The sequence below is a fragment of the Priestia endophytica genome (genome assembly GCF_026790145.1).
Taxonomy (GTDB): domain Bacteria; phylum Bacillota; class Bacilli; order Bacillales; family Bacillaceae_H; genus Bacillus_I; species Bacillus_I endophytica_A.
This window is the reverse complement of record NZ_JALAMS010000078.1, coordinates 299-17834: the sequence shown is the minus strand read 5'-3', so window position 1 is coordinate 17834 and position 17536 is coordinate 299. Positions and strand designations below refer to the sequence as shown.

At 35.8% G+C, this 17536-nt stretch carries 16 protein-coding genes; 2 read left to right on the top strand and 14 right to left on the bottom strand.

Annotation, left to right across the window (positions count from 1 at the left end; translation table 11 throughout):
- From MOC86_RS27020 to MOC86_RS26990, 7 genes are all read right to left on the bottom strand, one after another.
- Nucleotides 1–590: carboxymuconolactone decarboxylase family protein (locus MOC86_RS27020; RefSeq protein WP_268586970.1), on the bottom strand; the 590-nt coding region annotated here is incomplete at its 3' end.
- Between the two features lie 72 nt (nucleotides 591–662).
- Nucleotides 663–839, bottom strand: coding sequence for a hypothetical protein (locus tag MOC86_RS27015; protein WP_268586969.1), 177 nt, complete (start codon nucleotides 837–839; stop codon nucleotides 663–665).
- Between the two features lie 196 nt (nucleotides 840–1035).
- Entirely contained in the window at nucleotides 1036–1623 is a 588-nt protein-coding gene (locus MOC86_RS27010; protein WP_268586968.1) for a hypothetical protein, read from the bottom strand.
- 265 nt (nucleotides 1624–1888) lie between these two features.
- Nucleotides 1889–3094, bottom strand: coding sequence for an MFS transporter (locus tag MOC86_RS27005; protein WP_268586967.1), 1206 nt, complete (start codon nucleotides 3092–3094; stop codon nucleotides 1889–1891).
- A 140-nt stretch (nucleotides 3095–3234) separates the two neighbouring features.
- Complete coding sequence (locus tag MOC86_RS27000; RefSeq protein ID WP_268586966.1) at nucleotides 3235–3405, bottom strand: hypothetical protein; 171 nt, start codon at nucleotides 3403–3405, stop codon at nucleotides 3235–3237.
- Between the two features lie 527 nt (nucleotides 3406–3932).
- A complete protein-coding gene (locus tag MOC86_RS26995) occupies nucleotides 3933–5246 on the bottom strand; it encodes an MFS transporter (RefSeq protein WP_268586965.1) in 1314 nt (437 codons plus the stop codon).
- 221 nt (nucleotides 5247–5467) lie between these two features.
- Nucleotides 5468–6232, bottom strand: a complete 765-nt coding sequence (locus MOC86_RS26990; protein ID WP_268586964.1) for an MBL fold metallo-hydrolase — start codon at nucleotides 6230–6232, stop codon at nucleotides 5468–5470.
- A gap of 117 nt (nucleotides 6233–6349) precedes the next feature.
- Between MOC86_RS26990 and MOC86_RS26985 the strand changes: the two genes are divergently transcribed.
- Entirely contained in the window at nucleotides 6350–6766 is a 417-nt protein-coding gene (locus MOC86_RS26985) for an Lrp/AsnC family transcriptional regulator (protein WP_268586963.1), read from the top strand.
- A gap of 274 nt (nucleotides 6767–7040) precedes the next feature.
- On the opposite strand, the gene MOC86_RS26980 is transcribed toward MOC86_RS26985, so the two are convergent.
- The 3 genes from MOC86_RS26980 to MOC86_RS26970 all read right to left on the bottom strand — a co-directional run bounded on the left by MOC86_RS26980 (nucleotide 7041) and on the right by MOC86_RS26970 (nucleotide 10295).
- Complete coding sequence (locus MOC86_RS26980; RefSeq protein ID WP_268586962.1) at nucleotides 7041–8402, bottom strand: MFS transporter; 1362 nt, start codon at nucleotides 8400–8402, stop codon at nucleotides 7041–7043.
- A gap of 138 nt (nucleotides 8403–8540) precedes the next feature.
- The gene (locus MOC86_RS26975) at nucleotides 8541–9245 is read right to left on the bottom strand and encodes an RraA family protein (protein WP_268586961.1); all 705 of its coding nucleotides are present in this window, start codon (nucleotides 9243–9245) and stop codon (nucleotides 8541–8543) included.
- A 72-nt stretch (nucleotides 9246–9317) separates the two neighbouring features.
- Nucleotides 9318–10295 (bottom strand): 2-hydroxyacid dehydrogenase, encoded by a 978-nt coding sequence (locus MOC86_RS26970; protein WP_268586960.1) that lies wholly within the window; start codon nucleotides 10293–10295, stop codon nucleotides 9318–9320.
- 127 nt (nucleotides 10296–10422) lie between these two features.
- On the opposite strand from MOC86_RS26970, the gene MOC86_RS26965 reads away from it, so the two are divergent.
- Complete coding sequence (locus tag MOC86_RS26965) at nucleotides 10423–11304, top strand: LysR family transcriptional regulator (protein WP_268586959.1); 882 nt, start codon at nucleotides 10423–10425, stop codon at nucleotides 11302–11304.
- Nucleotides 11305–11609: 305 nt separating this feature from the next.
- Here the strand turns inward: MOC86_RS26965 and MOC86_RS26960 are convergent, their stop codons facing one another.
- The 4 genes from MOC86_RS26960 to MOC86_RS26945 form a co-directional block, all read right to left on the bottom strand.
- Nucleotides 11610–12776: a Gfo/Idh/MocA family protein gene (locus MOC86_RS26960; protein WP_268586958.1), complete on the bottom strand. Its 1167-nt coding sequence runs from the start codon at nucleotides 12774–12776 to the stop codon at nucleotides 11610–11612.
- Between the two features lie 36 nt (nucleotides 12777–12812).
- The gene (locus MOC86_RS26955) at nucleotides 12813–13736 is read right to left on the bottom strand and encodes a sugar phosphate isomerase/epimerase family protein (protein ID WP_268586957.1); all 924 of its coding nucleotides are present in this window, start codon (nucleotides 13734–13736) and stop codon (nucleotides 12813–12815) included.
- A gap of 89 nt (nucleotides 13737–13825) precedes the next feature.
- A complete protein-coding gene (locus MOC86_RS26950; RefSeq protein ID WP_268586956.1) occupies nucleotides 13826–15265 on the bottom strand; it encodes a sugar porter family MFS transporter in 1440 nt (479 codons plus the stop codon).
- A gap of 1083 nt (nucleotides 15266–16348) precedes the next feature.
- Nucleotides 16349–17380 (bottom strand): LacI family DNA-binding transcriptional regulator, encoded by a 1032-nt coding sequence (locus MOC86_RS26945; protein WP_268586955.1) that lies wholly within the window; start codon nucleotides 17378–17380, stop codon nucleotides 16349–16351.
- Between the last annotated feature and the right edge of the window lie 156 nt (nucleotides 17381–17536).

Genomic DNA, 17536 nt, shown 5'->3' with positions numbered 1-17536 from the left:
GCCACCATAATGGCTTCTGCCATCTCTTCTTTCGTGACCCCAGCTTTTTTAGCTCCTTTTACATGAACTTCAATACAATATGGACATCCTGTTACATGAGCAATTGCAATAGCAATGAGCTCTTTTTCTTTTACACTAAGCTTCTCAGCTTTCATCGCTTGTACATCAAAGGTTCCAAATGCTTTGAAAACTTCTCCACCTATACTAGAAAATTCGTTAAAACGATTAAGGTAAGACTTTTTGTATAACGATTCCTCTTCTATGTCATCGTAAGCATTTAGAGCATTTATACTATGAGCAAGAGCAGAACCTGCTTTTAATGCTGTCGCCACCATAATGGCTTCTGCCATCTCTTCTTTTGAAGCTTCCTTCTTCTTGGCCTGTTTTACGTGAGCTTCAATACAATATGGACACCCCGTAACATGAGCGATTGCTACAGCCATTAACTCTTTTATTTTGGAAGTTAAAAGTCCCTCACCTAATGCTTTCTGATCAAAATCCCCAAATGCTCGGAAAGCTTCTGAAGACAGCTTCTTAAATTCACCTAACCGGTTAATATTTGATTTCCGATATAAACTATCATTACTCATGACCATTCCTCCTTAGCATATTCCCTTATACCTTGAGTCTTATCTATCAAAGAAGTTTCATTCTTCAACCTTTTAATCTGTTACATTTTTCTTATTTAAATGATTTTCTATTGATTGTAACGCTTGATGTTCATCAATTCCTTCAGCCTTTATTTTAATTTGGGCTCTAGACATAATGCCTAAGGAACAACAACTCTTATTATAAAAAATCACCCTTAATTCATCCATTTGCTTTCCTTCTTTCTTCATTACACTTTATAGTACTCCCTACCCTATAAGAAGATCAGAATTCCTCTTTCTTACTTATTAGAATAATCGTACTCTTATCAAAACAAACTTACCTTTTTCATATCAACCACAGACTTTTCTTAAGTAGTAGTGTTAACATATCCAAGATTTAGAGAGTCCTTACAAGTAGTTTGCAGTTTTCATCTCCGAACCCAAATTATAGTGTACTATTCGAGTCAGGTACGGGAACCCATGGAGTTATCCCCACTTTTTTTGCTCCAGTTTGTGGATTATACATATGGCGCTCAATTTTTCCAATATTGGCACCATACACATGGATTCCTATGCAGGGCATAGGGGAAGCGCATTCTACTTGGTGAAGGTCTTGTTCGGAACTGCAGCAGATTCCGACTTCTCCCTCTCGAATGTAACGATCTTGTACCACAGTCAACGGTTCATTCTCACGAGAGGGACGAGCATACTTAATCTCATGCTCTACTCCTTTTACAACACCAATTACGCCCCATGTTCCATGGTCGTGCATAGGTGAGGGTTGACCTACATTAAAGACCGTAACCGCAATAGAAAAGCTTTCATCCTGAGCTACATGTAATGGATACAGAGCTGATGTGGGCTGAGGTTGCATGTACTGATCAGGTAGAACTTTTTCTGATTTTAACAATTGTTGCATCCTCGTTTTAATTTTGCTAATCAAGACCTCTTCGATTCCCCCAGATTGAACAATCTGCTCCACGTCTTGAATGAAAGAATCAAGTTCAGGGTATCCTGTATTTGTATTCGCCATTTCAACATACCTCCATAAAAATATTTTAAAAGTTTAAACCTAAATAGAATTATTACAATCACTGCCTCGATAAATTGGGATTATAAGAAACCCTGGTGTCCCACAACAATAAAGTTGCTAATCGAAGTTTTCTTCAATTAACTACTTTCCTTTTATTTACTATAACACCATACCCCTGTTAGGTATATCAATATTATAAATAAAATGCATTTAGGGAGCTTTTCTAAAAGAGGATCAGACGTCAAAGCGCCCTACTCTTTTCTAATTATTCCTCTAAGCTTTCTATAAATTGTTTTTCTTTCCACATTACTGTAATACTAAGACCAATGCCTAAAATGACTGTAGCGAAAAGGTAAGGATAGTGGATGTTTATGTCAAATAATATTCCGCCCATCACCGGTCCGATGATATTCCCTAAGCTCGTATAAGTTGAATTCATTCCAGCGACAAATCCTTGCTCTTTCCCTGCAGCTTTTGATAAAAATGTCGTCAATGCAGGACGAAGTAAGTCAAATGCAAGGAAGATGAAACAAGTCACCGCCAACACTGCTAAAAAACCAGAGATCATCGTAGATGCTATCGCCAATATGGCACCTGTAATTAAACATAATTGGATTAGTTTCTTTTCACCAAGTATATCCACCATTCTTCCAAACATAAAAATTTGGAAAATCACGCCGAAGATTGAGCTTATTGAAATAATGGCGGCAATATCCTTTGGTGTGAAGCCGAACTTATGATCAGAAAATAAGCTAAAAATAGTTTCATATGCTGATAAACCGAAAGCAAGTACAAACACAATCATAAATGCAATAAAGTAACGTGGATTAAGTGATCTTTTTATATCGCTTATAAAGTTTGTTTGCTTTGTATTGGCAGAAATGTCTGTAACCTTTTCTTTTGTTAACGGCTCCTCTTTCAAAATAAATATTGATGGTATGCATGCTAAAATGGCAATGGCTGCCGCAAAGAAGAAGGGCATGCGTATACCATATTCTGCAATAAAGCCGCCGATGCCAGGTCCTATAATATAGCCAGTACTAATGGCGGCAGAAATATAGCCCATCGCTTTTGGACGTTCCCGAACGGATGTAATATCTGCAACATATGCAGTAACGCCTGGCATGATAAAGGCGGCACTTATTCCTCCTAGAATTCTTGATATATAAAGCACCAATACATTCGTACCTAAACCAAAGATAAGTTCTGAAACACCAAAAAGGAATAAGCCAATTATAATGATTTTCTTTCTGCCATAACGGTCAACCCAACGTCCTGCAAAGGGTGACATAAGCAGTTGTGCCATCGCATATACAGCAACAAGATAGCCCATCGTTTTTCCTGATAAATGCATGATATCCATAAAAGACGGCATAACGGGGACGATGAGTCCAATTCCTAGAAATGCAATGAATATATTGCTTAAAAGTATAATTAATACCCATTTCTGTTCTTTTATTGTTTTCTTCATATATCAACATCTCTTTCTGTATGATTACTGATGTGAAATACCTCTCTAAAATACTGTCCAAGAAGCTTCTAATTATCCTTTTATCCTTCGTTTTCTATCATTGTCATATATAAGCTCCAGGATAATGGAATCGACTATTCCTAAGAAGCAAAGGTCTGCATTTTTACTGCATCTTCGACTATTACTTTAGCATTGATCCAATCCTGAAATTTACTTTCTAGTATCGACTGTACCTTCTCTTCGATATTAATTACTTCCTTTTCAATTGCTTTTGCAAGATGTGCTGGTAGAAAAAAGACATACGTAGCCAAAACTTTATCTGCTTATTTTTTAGAAAAAATCGATTACCAATTGTAGAAATCAAGTGTTTTAGAATGTTGCAATGCTGTTCATAAGCCTCCATTTATGGCAAAAACAATTCCTCTACTTGGTCTTATTATGGGCCAAAAATAGGCCATCTTGATCTTTTATCAAGTGGGAATACTTATATTGAACTACAAAACAAAGCATAATGAATAAAGGGTGTCCAGAAGTTATTTTTCTGTACACCCATTGCTCAATTCATATAATAATCATTAATTTAAAAGCAATAACTTTTATAGATGATTAAATGTTTCCAGACCTAAGACCAGTTAAAATGTCTGAGAACAAAGATGTTACACTGTTAATTATTGAACTAAGGAGTCCCATTCTAAAGGTATAAAAGCCTGATACATAATAAAGTTATTTTTTTTATGCTTACTTAAAAGAGAGGTCTCCTTGAATTTCACTCCTAACATCTACTTGTTATATATGGATATCAGTCTGACTAATCAAAAGACAATAAACTAGAAAGATTTTATAGTAGCTCTTTGTTTAGATTCTTACGAGACCAAACAACTACAGGAATAAGCAATAGTGACAGAATGGCTCCAGAAAGTGATAATGCTTCATAACTAGAATGAGCGACTACCATTCCTGATACTCCTCCACCAGCTGCTCCTGACAGGGCAAATAAGACATCGACTGATCCTTGTGTTTTTGCACGCACAGATGGATGTGTTGAATCTATAATGAGAGCAGTTCCACTTATTAAACCAAAGTTCCAGCCCAAACCTAGTAGCACTAACGCCAGGGTAAGCAATGGCATGGAACCTACCGGTGCAAAAGCTGCCACCAATCCAGAGGCTAGGAGTGTAACACCAGAAGCAACAGCCATAGTAGTACGGCCAAGCTTATCGACGAGTATACCTGTTAATGGCGAAGGAAGGTACATAGCTGCTATATGGAAACCTATAACTACCCCCACCTCTTGCAAACCATGACCATGATGTCCCATATGAATGGGTGTCATGGTCATAATGGCTGCCATGACAAATTGAGTCAAAATCATAATGACAGCCCCTACCACAACACCTTTTTTGTTTATATTAGCACTCTTTAAATTTGCCTCTGTCTCTGTAGTATTCACATTTTTCTGAGCATTCGCAATAGCTGTAGACACAACCAAAGGATCTGGACGAAGAAAAAATAAGATCAATAATCCGGCAATTATAAAAGCTGCTCCTGACAAGATGAAAGGGCCAGCCAAAGTTGGAACACTGATTGAATCCGCAAATTCTCCCATTGTATTGACCAAGTTAGGAGCAACTACAGCACCCAAGGTAGTGGAAACCATGGCCATGCTTGCGGCAGTTGCCCGTTGTTTATCTGTTGCAAGGTCTGTCCCTGCATATCGCGCTTGTAGATTAGAAGCCGTCCCAGCTCCATAAATAAGAAGGGAGAGGAATAAAAGTGCGATGTTGTTGGTTAAAGCTGCAATTATAACACCGATAGCACCTACCCCTCCTGCAAGGAACCCTCCTGCAAGTCCTGCTCTACGTCCAAAACGTTGTGAAGACCGTCCTATAAGTAGGGCAGCTCCTGCAGAACCTAAAGTAAATAGAGCCGTTGGAATCCCTGCTGCATTTTCCGTCCCTAGCATGTCTTGTGCAAGAAGTGCTCCTACTGTTACACCGGCTCCAAGTCCTGCTCCCCCAAAGATTTGTGACAAAATCAAAATTCTTAATGTTTTTTTATAAAGTTTTGCTTGTCTTTGTGGTGAATCAATATATTCTTGCAACCATATAGGCTGCTGCGTTGATACATTTGTATCTTTTGCTTTCATTGTCATGAACTCTCCCTCCTAACGAGATACCTTTGTAGCTTTTCGTGTTTGTTTTGTCATCCTTAGAATATTTAATTCTTCATTCTACATATTTAGGATTTTCGATATATTTACAATTCACTATATTCGTCATTGGAAGAAGCTCATAATTAAATTTCTGATAATTATGAGCTCCTTCTATTTCTTATTTTTAAATATGAACACGACAATATTAGTCGGTGGTCATATTAAAATGTGTAGGATTCACCATCTTCAGGTATTAAAATACTATTTAAGAATTCTTTTTCTTTACTAAAGTTTTTTAATTCTTCTCTAGATAGTGTCCAATGGTTAACAGCTTCCATATGAACAGAAATAATCTTAGCATTAGGAGCCGCCTTGTGTACTTCATAGATGTCTTCTTTTCCCATAATGAGAGAACCATACTCTATAAATTGATTATCTCCGCCATTGACGACAATAATATCTGGTTCATGAGTATCTAATTCTTCCTGTACACCTTCATACCAGACTGTATCACCAGCTACGTACAATGTTTTTTCACTTGGATGTTTAAAGACGACGCCACATACTTCCCCCATAAGCTTTAATAGTTCTTCTCCTCTTCCATGCTCGCCTCTTGTTTTAACTAATTGTATACCTTCAAAGACAGTTTCCTTTGTTAGTACCTCTACATTTTGGAAACCGACATTTTGGACTTCCTTTGCCTCTTCTTCATTTTGAACGAACATTTTAATATCTTTTGGCAATAGTCTTTGTGCTGCCTCGTCAAAATGGTCTAAATGAAGATGAGTGAGAATAACTGCATCAATTCCACTAATAATATCATCAACTGAGATTGGTAAACTCACTATAGGATTGTTTTGATCTTGCTTAACCGAACCAGGGAAAGGGGGGTACGTACCTTTCTCTGCTAACATAGGATCGATTAAAAACCTTTTATGTGCATATTCAACAACGATTGTTGCATTGCGAATTTGTTTAATATTCATATTTATTGCTCCTTTTCTTTGATCTACATATAGTTTATATTATGGAGAACCATGAAATACACAGATAAAATCAAGTCTTTTAGCCGTTTGACTTGATTTTTGAAAGGAGTTGAATACATGTTAGATCATACAGATATGCGTATATTAGAAGAAATGGCCAAGAATAGTCGAATCAAAATGAAAGAATTAGGTGATAAGGTTCATTTAACCGGACAAGCAGCCGCCTCTAGAGTGGCTAAATTAGAAGACAGTGGTGTAATTGAAGGATATTCAATTAAAGTCAATCAAACGAAGTTAGAGTGTTTTTTACATGCTTTTATTCATATCTATTTACATGATATTCATCATCAACCATTTCTCTCATTTGTAAAAACACAAGATCAATTCATTTTTAATAACTATAAAATTAGTGGAGATGGATGCTATCTACTTGAATGTAGATTTCCTTCTAATGAATATTTGAATGAATTTCTAGAGAATCTAAATAAGTTTGCAAATTACAAAATATCAACTGTTATTAGTAAGATGGATTGATTAGTATTAGAAAGGACCTTATGTAAAAACATAAGGCCTTTTTAGTTTGCATAACACATGTTAGAGAAAGTGAAAAAAGCACAAACCCGTTAAGTGACAACGAGTTTGCGCCTTTTCTTTTTAGAAAAACTTCTTTCATTATCATGGTTTTAAAAACCATGATATATCAAACTAAAATATTCATAATTAACTTTATATCTTTATCTCTATTTGGGGGAATTTCTATGTTTAAATTAGAAGCCAATTATCCTCTTTTACTTTATATCTAACTTAATCAAAAGGTGATTTTTTCATAACCTTCCTTTTTAATCATCGGTTCAATTTTTTCTCGTGGTTCAATAATAGTGAAGAGAAGGATGAAGGTTATTAAAGAGCTAGCTGATAAGAATGTAAATACCATATCCCAATTAAATTTATCTAAAATTAAACCTACTACAAACGGAGCGAAAGCACCACCTAAAGAACCACCCGTATTAACAATTGAAGCTGCAAGTGGCAATTTTTCCTTGGATGTAATCCCCATAGGGTACGCCAAAAATGTTGAATATCCCAAATTTAACAAAACACCAGTGATAATAAGAAGAATACTTAGAAACATAGGATTATTTGGGGCGTACAATAATGCATACATACTGAACATGGTTGATGCTGCAGTCACTATCATAAGAGGTTTTCGACGTTTATCAAAGACATTATCCGAAAGCCATCCGCCAATTAGGTTTCCTAATATGGCCCCTATCCATGGAGCTGAAGCCACGAATCCCATTTCCATAATTGAATACTTTTTAACGTCTACCAAGTAAGTAGGTATCCATGTCATAATAGCATAAACAATCCCAACCATGAAAAAGTATCCGAGCGTACACCCCCATATATTCCACGAAAGAAAAATCTTTCTATTCGTGTCAAGAGAGTCTACTTTCTTGGCACGAATAATTTTATCTACCCACTTCAGGGAATATTTTCTCTTATTTTTTTTGATTTTCACATCAATATTTGAGTGTTCCTCAGACTTAATATACTCTCTTTCCTCTTTTGAACAGTACGGACTTTCCTCCGGATTATCTTTTACTAACCAGAGCCAAAATAGAGCAAAGATAATGCCCGGAATAGCAAATATATAGAAAACTTCTCGCCAGCCAAAAGCGTAGATGATATATGCACACAAAGGAGGAACAATTGCTGGAGCAAATTTCATTGCCGACATATAAATCCCAGTCGCAGTACCCTTTTCCTTTCCAGGAAACCATCGATTAATAGTCGAAATAATCCCAACTGGAAGTGGTCCTTCCGCAATACCTAGTAAGATTCGTCCAATTTTAAGTTGGAGAGCCGAGCTAGCCGTTCCTATAAAGAATGTGGCAACCGAAGTAACGATCATAGAGAAAGTGAATATTTTACGTGTTCCAAACTTACTATAGATAAATCCGGATGGAATCTGAATAATAGCATATCCAATATAAAAGAGACTTGCCATTGCACCAATATCCGTATTACTTAACTCAAATTCCTTCTGAAAATATGGAATAACAACACTGATGTTGGCCCTATCTGCCCCAGCAATCATATAAGTTATAAAGATTATTAACATGACTACCCAGCGAAAACGTGTCTTTTTCTGTGACGACTCTTCCATTATATCCTTCCCCCCCATCCCATTTTTAAGATGTACTCTTGGTGTACCTCAGTGATTTGGGTTATTGCTTCCAATTATCAATCTTTCATTTTCTTTTACTTTTCTGAACTCCCTTAGTCACAGGAAAAATAAACTAGTTTATTTTTCGCGATAAGAGTATTCTTCAATAACTTCGCATCCTTTTCTCTTTAACGTTTCATCCACCCACGTACGATCCCAATTTCCATTATAAATTGATTCAATGACCATTTTCTCTTTCGTTTGGATGTCCTGAGATTTTCTAAGAACATCTTCAGCATCTCCCTTTGGAATGACTACAATGCCATCATCATCCGCGACTATTATATCCCCAGGACTTACGGCAACATTTCCACAGCTAATGACTGTGTTAATCTCACCGGGCCCCTCCTTATAGGGACCACGTGGGGTTCCTCCTTTGGAAAAAACAGGAAAATTCATTTCTACAATGCTATATAAGTCCCGGATTGGTCCATCAACAATGTAACCCACAATCCCTTTTGTTTTAGCATAGTGACACATAAGCTCGCCTAAAATTGCATTCCCCATGTCTCCACAAGCATCAACAACAATAATATCCCCCGGCTGAGCCATATCCATTGCTTTATGAACCATTAAATTATCGGAAGGATGAGTGCGAACAGTTAAAGCGCTTCCAACAATGTGGATACCTGGCTTATTTACACTTTTAATAGAATGATCCATAGCATACATACGTCCCATTACATCTCCAATATTAGGGGTCGCAACCCCTTTAAATCCCTCTATGACCTCTTGATTTACTCGATTATTATATTGAACAATTCTAAATCCTACATTTGACAATGATATCCCCTCACTTTATAAAATAGGAAACAAACGAGATTTCTACTACTTTTATATTTGATTTACTAGACGTTAAACAGATTTTGAAACAACTTTTACTAAATTATCAGCTATAGACCCTGCTTCTACCTTTCTTATGTTTTCAAAGGATAAACGCAATACCGTTTCTAATACATCTCTGGTTCCTCCTGCGATATGAGGAGTAGCAAGTACATTATCAAGTTGTAATAATGGATTATCCGAATTGATCGGCTCAGCTGCCCATGTATCAAGTGCTGCCCCTAGTAAGCGATTACATTTTAGTGATTCGGCAAGTGCTTGCTCATCAATGATATTGCCTCTTGCTACATTAACTAAAATGGCTGTAGATTTCATTAGGCTCAATTCTTTATCACTAATCAAATTTCTTGTCTCTGGTATTAAAGGAATATGGAGACTTATAATATCTGATTGAGATAATAAATTATCAAACGTAACATAAGTTATCCCTAATTCTTTCTCTTCTTCCGTTGACAATCTATTTACATCGTAATAAATAACATTGGTTCCAAAAGCTTTTGACAGTTGAGCAACTTTTTTACCGATGTTTCCTATACCAATTACCCCATGAGTTTTACCATTCATTTCAAACATGGTTGTTCGATATTCCCACATTTTCCATTCTCCATTTTTGGTTAATCGATCTAGGACATGAAGTTTTCTGTACAGACTTATAATCATCCCAATAGTCAACTCGACTACGCTATTTGAATTTGCTCCTGGTGTACTAGCTACATGAATTCCAAATTCAGCAGCAGCTTTCAAGTCAATGTTATCAACCCCACTCCCAGTCTTTTGGATTAGCTTTACATTAGGAGCTTTTTCTAATAACTCTCTCGTAATAGGATAAGATGCTGTAATGAGATAGTTTGCCTCACGTATTGCTTGTTCTCTTTTTTCATCATTTAAATCCACCCAGTAGTTAACCTCCATATCTACACTTTTATATGTATTGATGATTTCACGTGTTGCAGTAAACACTTTTTCAAAATAAATTATTTTACAACTCAATATTCTTTCCTCCCTTTCTATTAGACAGAGTCATTAATTAACTTTATATTAAATATAGAAGATGAGTTTGTAAAACTAATTAATTAGCTATTTAATACCATAAATATTGCTATTTGGAGGCGAACTAATGGACTTTCATTCTAATTCAATTGAAACATTTCTTGCAGTTGTTCGCTCAAAGACTATTAGTGGCGCAGCAGAGGAATTACATGTAGCGCAAACTACCGTTAGTCAGCGAATAAAGGTACTCGAAAGAGAGTTTGGGATTCAATTAATTGAACGTGGGAAAGGAATAAAACAAATCATTTTAACTCCTTTAGGTGAGGAATTTTATAAATTAGCAGAAGAATGGAGTCGTTTAGAACAAGAAGCACATCTATTAAAAACTCAAGGGCCACGATTATCCTTAAACCTTGGTGCCGTTGATAGTATTAATACATTTATGCTACCTAGAGTCTTTAGAAATTTAACGAACCACCAACCTCTAATAAAACTTCAGATTCATACATTACATTCTTACCATCTCTATTCAGAAATTGAAAAAAGACATATCGATGTAGCCTACTCTCTTAGAGAAAGGGTGCATCCAAATGTAAAAGTGGAAAAGTGCTTTACATCACCCATGGTTGTTATACGACCTTCAGATAAGAGTGGTTATAGTTCAGAAAAAATTCATCCTAAAGAATTAAATCCTGATTACGAATTTTTTATGCCTTGGGGGCTTGAATATCAATCTTGGCATGATTACTGGTGGGATCCTTTATCCATTTCACGAATAAAATTAGACAGTACTCATTTACTTCTATATCTTCTGAAAGATTCAATGCAATGGGCGATTGTTCCAAAGTACATAGCTAATGAAGCGATTAAAAGTGGAAACTATAAGATTTATGAGCTTACACATTCTCCTCCAGATTATACTGTTTATAAACTTACCCATATGAAACAAACATTGCTTAAACAAAAGGCTCTAGAAGCTTGGGATTCTCTCTTTCAGAAATATTTTTAATCATCGGAACAAAGCCTGTGGATTATTGAACTCATAGGCTTTTTATCTATTTTTTATAATTTTTTTGTATTATAAAACATTATGTATAAGGGATTCATTTCAAGTTAACATAACACGGATTATCGGAAATGAAATGACTGTGGGGTTCCACAGAACTATTGGAACATCACAGTCATTCAATCTGTTTATGTATAGATATAAAGGGAAATCTATTAAGTTTATTCTGAACATTTTTATATAGTAAAAAGGTTTTTGGAAGAATGTCTTCCAAAGACCTTTTTACTTTAGTCATAAGATACATATGTTTATTGGTAATCAACCCAAACAGCACCATTATCAGCTGAACGTACACAGTTCTCTACCCATCGAACCCCTTCAACTCCTGCTTTAATATCTGGGTACCACATATTTTCTAATGTTCCCCCACGGTCTGCAGCGTCCATTGCTAATGCAAAACGCGCGTATAGATTTGACCAACCTTCAAATAGTCCCTCAGGGTGTCCCCCGCCTATGCGATCGTCAACTAAGGCTTTAGGATAAAGATAATCCATCCCTCGATCTAATACTTGAGCTGGCTTACCTTGGACTTCATAGCGTAATTGATTAGGGTGTTCATCCCACCATTCAATGCTAGCTTTTGAACCAATCACACGGATGATTTGGCCGTGCATGGAACCAGCATTTACGCATGATGACCAAACGGTTCCAACAGCACCATTATCATATTCCATAATTGTAAAAGCATTATCTTCAAGTGGAGCACGACTTTCTACAAAACTTTGACGAGAACACATTAATTTCTTAATTTTTAGGTTGGGTAACATTACCTCAGACAAGTAAAGAGGATGAGTTCCTACATCACCTAATACGTAACTAGGTCCGGCTACTTTAGGGTCAACACGCCACTTTGTACTTGCATTACCTTCTTCTACTGCAGATGAGTGGAAACCGTGAGCAAATTGCATTTTAACAATTCTAATTTCGCCTAAATCTCCATTTGCAATCATTTGACGTGCTTGTTCTATCATTTGATGTCCTGCATAACCATATGTAACACCGACAACACGGTTCTTCTTTTTCGCAAGAATCTCCAATTCTTCTGCCTCTTTACTCGTAAAGCACAATGGTTTTTCACATACCACATGTAAGCCAGCATGTAATGCCGCCTTTGTAATTTCAAAATGTGTTCCATTTGGAGTAGCAATTGAGACAGCTTGAATACCGTCCTTACGTTTAGCTTCTTCTTCAAACATTATGTCATAATTAGGGTAGCAACGGTCTGGATCAACATGTAAATTGACACCAAAGTCCATCCCGCGTGCTGGATCAATGTCAAACGCTCCAGCTACTAGTTGAAAGTTATTATCTCTTAACGCGGCTGAACGGTGAATATAACCGATTTGACTTCCTTTTCCGCCGCCAACCATTGCCCAGCGAATTGGACTTTCTACCTTTTTCTCTCCGTAAATCATTTCTTCGTATCCCCTTTTCTTTAAATTAATTTCTGATTAATAGCCAACACTTTTTAAATAATCAACGCTTTGTTTAACATCACGTAAACTTGTGGCAGAGTTTCTAGGATCTCGCTCTTGCTCAATTGTGATGTACCCATGGTAATCGATTTCCTTCAATAATTTATGAATAGAATTGTAATCAATAATACCTTGTCCAATTGGACACATAACCCCTTTACCGCAAGCATCGAAAAAGCGAATACGTTCTTCCATTACTTGTTTATATATATTAAGATCAATATCTTTAAAGTGAATGTAATCTAGTCGATCTGCACACTTTTGAAGCCACTTTATCGGATCCATTTTCGAATAGTATAAATGCCCTGTGTCTAAGCAAAGGCCAGCCATTTCATAAGGTATATCTTCTAAAAGTTTTTCAATTTCATCTTCAAATTCAATATAACCGCCCGCATGTGGATGAATAACAGAACGCACGCCATATTTTTTCCATGCCCTTTCTGCTAGTACACGAATATGATCCATCATATTGTTCCAGTCCCTTTCAGACAACCGTACTGCTTTTTCTGGATGTCCTGCGTAATAATCCCTCTCATCGTGTCCCCAATCAATAATTACTAAATATGGAGTTAAAAATTTTTGTCCTTTTTCCTGTGGAGTTGAAGGCAGTTTTGTTATTAATGAACAAATATCATCTACCTGATGTAGTAAATTTTCTAAATTAGACTCTGATACTAAATCATCGAAAATTGTTCCTGCTATTATAGTTAAATCATTTTTAGAAAGCTCTGCTTGTACTCTTTCAATGTTCATGGGTATATATCCATAAGGACCTAACTCAATCCCTTTATAACCAGCTTGTGAGGCTTCATTTAAAACCCTTTCCCAAGGTGGTAGATACGGATTTTTGGGATTATCAACGCCCCAACAACAAGGCGCTCCTGAAATTTTAATACTCATCTATAACACTCCTAATTTCTATATATTAAATTAAGCGCTTTCATTGTATTGCTTAAGTGTTCTTATAAAACCCACAGTTTGCTTCTATTTTACTGGACTTTGTTTATTGGATTAGGATTAGTATTACTTTTCTTGTCATATTTTGAACGAAACTCTTCCTCTATTTCCTCAAGTGAACGGCCATTTGTTTCTGGCATAAACTTATATACAAACCAAATCCCTAATAAACCAAGGATTACAAAACTTAAAAATGTTGCGGACAAACCAATCGAGCTTAGTAACACTGGGAATGAAAAACCAATTATACAGTTTACTATCCACAGGAAGAATATACTGATTCCCGAACCAAGTCCTCTTAATCTTTGTGGGAATATTTCTGCAATAACTAAAAATGTCACTGGACCTATGCATCCCTGCATGAATGCAAGAAATACAACAGTTAAAGAAAGTACAACATACGGAAGTGAGGCGGAGCCTTCAAGTATATTGGAAAATATCGAAATAAGTAAAAACGCAGATGAAGTTCCAGAAAGTCCAATGATTAACATGGGACGACGGTTAACCTTTCCAACCAGCCATATACCGAAACAAACAGCAATTACCGAAATTAGCCCGTTAGCAATGTTAGCAATCAAAGCAGCTTTTGTACCAAAACCAGATTCCTGAAGAATTTGAGTACCGTAATACATAATTGAATTAACACCTGTAATCTGATTAACAACAGCCACTCCAACTCCAATGAATAAAATGCGCTTTAGCCAAGGCGTAGAAAAGTCTTTAAGAGAAGCTTTTTCAAGCTCTGAATCCCGTTTCACTGCCTCTTGAATCTCTTTAAATTCAGCTTCAGCTTGCTTTTCATTACGAATTTGTTTTAGTACCCGTAAAGCCTCATCTTTTCTTCCTTTGGAAGCTAGCCAACGTGGACTTTCTGGAACAATTAACATACCGATAAACAACATTACAGCTGGAATCGCACACAGGATAAGCATGTATCGCCAAACATGTCCAATATCTCCCCATACTACACCAAGAATAGCATTAAAAACGTAGGCCAATAATTGACCTCCAGTAATCATAAGTTCGTTCTGGGTAACCATTCTTCCCCTTTTCTCTGCTGGTGCCATTTCTGCTAAAAAGGCTGGTACCATTGAGGAAGCTCCACCAACAGCTAGGCCTAGCATAAAGCGAAAAAACACCATGATTGGAACGTTAGGAGCAAAAGCTGTACCAATCGTTGCAATTAAAAATAACAATGCAAGATTCAGAATTGTTTTTTGACGACCATAGTGATCTGCCAGTCGTCCTCCTAAAAATGCACCGATTGCTGCCCCAAAAAGCAAGGAACTTGTAACAAAACCTTCTGTGAATGGTGTTAAATTAAGTTGATCAGCTCTTGACATAAAAGGTAAGGCTCCATTAATTACACCAGTGTCATAGCCGAATAGAAGTCCACCAAACGTAGCAGAAATCATAATGATTTGTAAATAACTTTTATGATTTCTTGGTTTCTCAATTACTTGATTACTCATGCATTATCATCCTCATTGGTTATATTTTATTGAACTCCAATTAATGCACTAATTTGTTTGACCTTATTTCCAAAACTAACAACCATAAAGAGTATAGCTTTGGATAACGCTTACAGGTAGCGATTTCATACTTGCTCGATTCAAAGAAACTACCACTTACTCTAGGTAAGGCTTAAGAAACAACCTAATTCTACATCCTTCTCTTTATATTCCTATAAATTTCTTTATAACAAATATTTCTCTTTAATTATCAATTTGATTTTCCTTTATCAACTATGTAGTAGTTAGATTATTTAGCATTTTGTCTCCCCCTCTTGACCTCTAAATTACAAAGTCAACTGAGTACCAATTGAAAACCACATGAGCTAATTTCATCCCCTTAACCTCTGGGATCCCATTTATTTGTTCTATTTTTGAGTTTGTTTCATCATTCTCTATTCATCTCCTTTCTGGAATACACTCTCATTTATATAATTTCCACCCAAAATGTAAAGCGCTTTACATTTTGGGTAAACTGAAAAAATAATCATTTATAAGTATTATTCAGCAAATATATCGAAAGCGCTTTATTTTTTGTAAGCTAATTGTATAATATTCAGTATATTTTGTAAACGTTTTTTTAAAACTATAATTTCACTTCCATCCCAGCATTTATTTCAATTATGTTCAGATTAGGCAAAAGTTCAATGATAATTAACTTTTTATAAAAGACACTCTATTTCGTATGATTGATAAATATAAACATAAAGCGCTTTATATATTTATTTTATAATAACTCTAGACCACTCTATTTAATCATACTATTCTAAATACTTTACACACTTTAAATTATTAACTTGAAGGTGTAAAGGCCCCTATTATTCAAACACTCCTTTTGGAATAAATTTTTAAGAATCCTTAATGTACCTTGGTTCATGATTAAAAGTGATGCTGAGCATATGTACAAGGCATATTCAGCATCACCATAATATAAAAATTTAACTCTCAAACCAGATGCCCTAACGCTTCGTTAACTCTTCCTGGCATAAATCTGCTAGATTCTTCTGTTTAAATTTCCTTCCCAAGCACGACTATGGTAGTAAATTATTCGTTTTGTATAGAAGTTACATTTCTAAATTTTCCAGGACAGAAACTCGATGATTGTCTAATAATTAATTTAGGTAACACTAAAATCTTTTGTTTATCTATTCCTTTTCCTTTTATCTCTTCTATAAGTAAATCTACAGCTTGGGAACACATATTTTGAACAGGTACTTCCACTGTTGTTAAAGGAGGATCACAACTTTTAGATAACAAGGTATTATCAAATCCTGTGATTGAGAGATCTTCAGGAACCTTTAAATTTTTTTCTCGTGCCCCCAAAAGGGCGCCAATCGCTAACACATCGTTACAGGAAATAATTGCAGTAGGTGGATTGAAAGAATCTAGTAAGCATGCCGTTAAATTTTGTGCATATTCTGGGTTTGAATTACTCGTAACAATTAGTTCTACAGGAATATCGAGATCATTATCTTTTAATGCTTGTTTGTATCCACGAATACGCTCCTGACTACTTGAATTGTCCTCCGCAATAACTGCAATCCTTGTATGACCTAAGGAAATTAAATGAGAAGCTAGCTCATACCCTCCCATAAAATTATCAACTGTTACAGTGGTAAGAGATGAGTATGGCTGAGATTCAGAAAGAAGTATAATTGGAATATTGTCCCTTAACAATTCTAAAACTACCTCTCTGTTTCTAAAACCACCGGCTAGGATAAATCCATCTACACTTTTCTGTCTTAGTAAAGACACGTAGCGCTCTTCTTTCTCTAATTTTAAATCGGTACTACAAATTACAACATTAAATCCATATTCATGTGCCCGATCCTCTACTCTACGAGCCATTTCTGCAACTAAAGGGTTAGCTATGTCTGGTAACAGGAATCCAATTGTAGATGTTCGCTTACCTGTTAAGGCAGATGCAACAACACTTGGTTTATAATTTAGTTCTTGCATTACTTTTAAAACTTTTTGTTTTGATTTCTTCCCGACTGGTTGATTATTTAAAACCTTTGATACTGTAGATATTGAAACTCCTGCTTTTTCTGCCACATCATAGATAGTTGATTTCATTTATTATATACCTTCTTTCTATCATACGAGTCACCAGTTAAGTTATCTCCTTAATCAACTTTATAGCATTTGCACAATTACTGTGAAAATTCGTGTTTTTAATGACCTTTTTATTAGTAGATAAACACCTAACATTATCACTAATTCCTTTATATA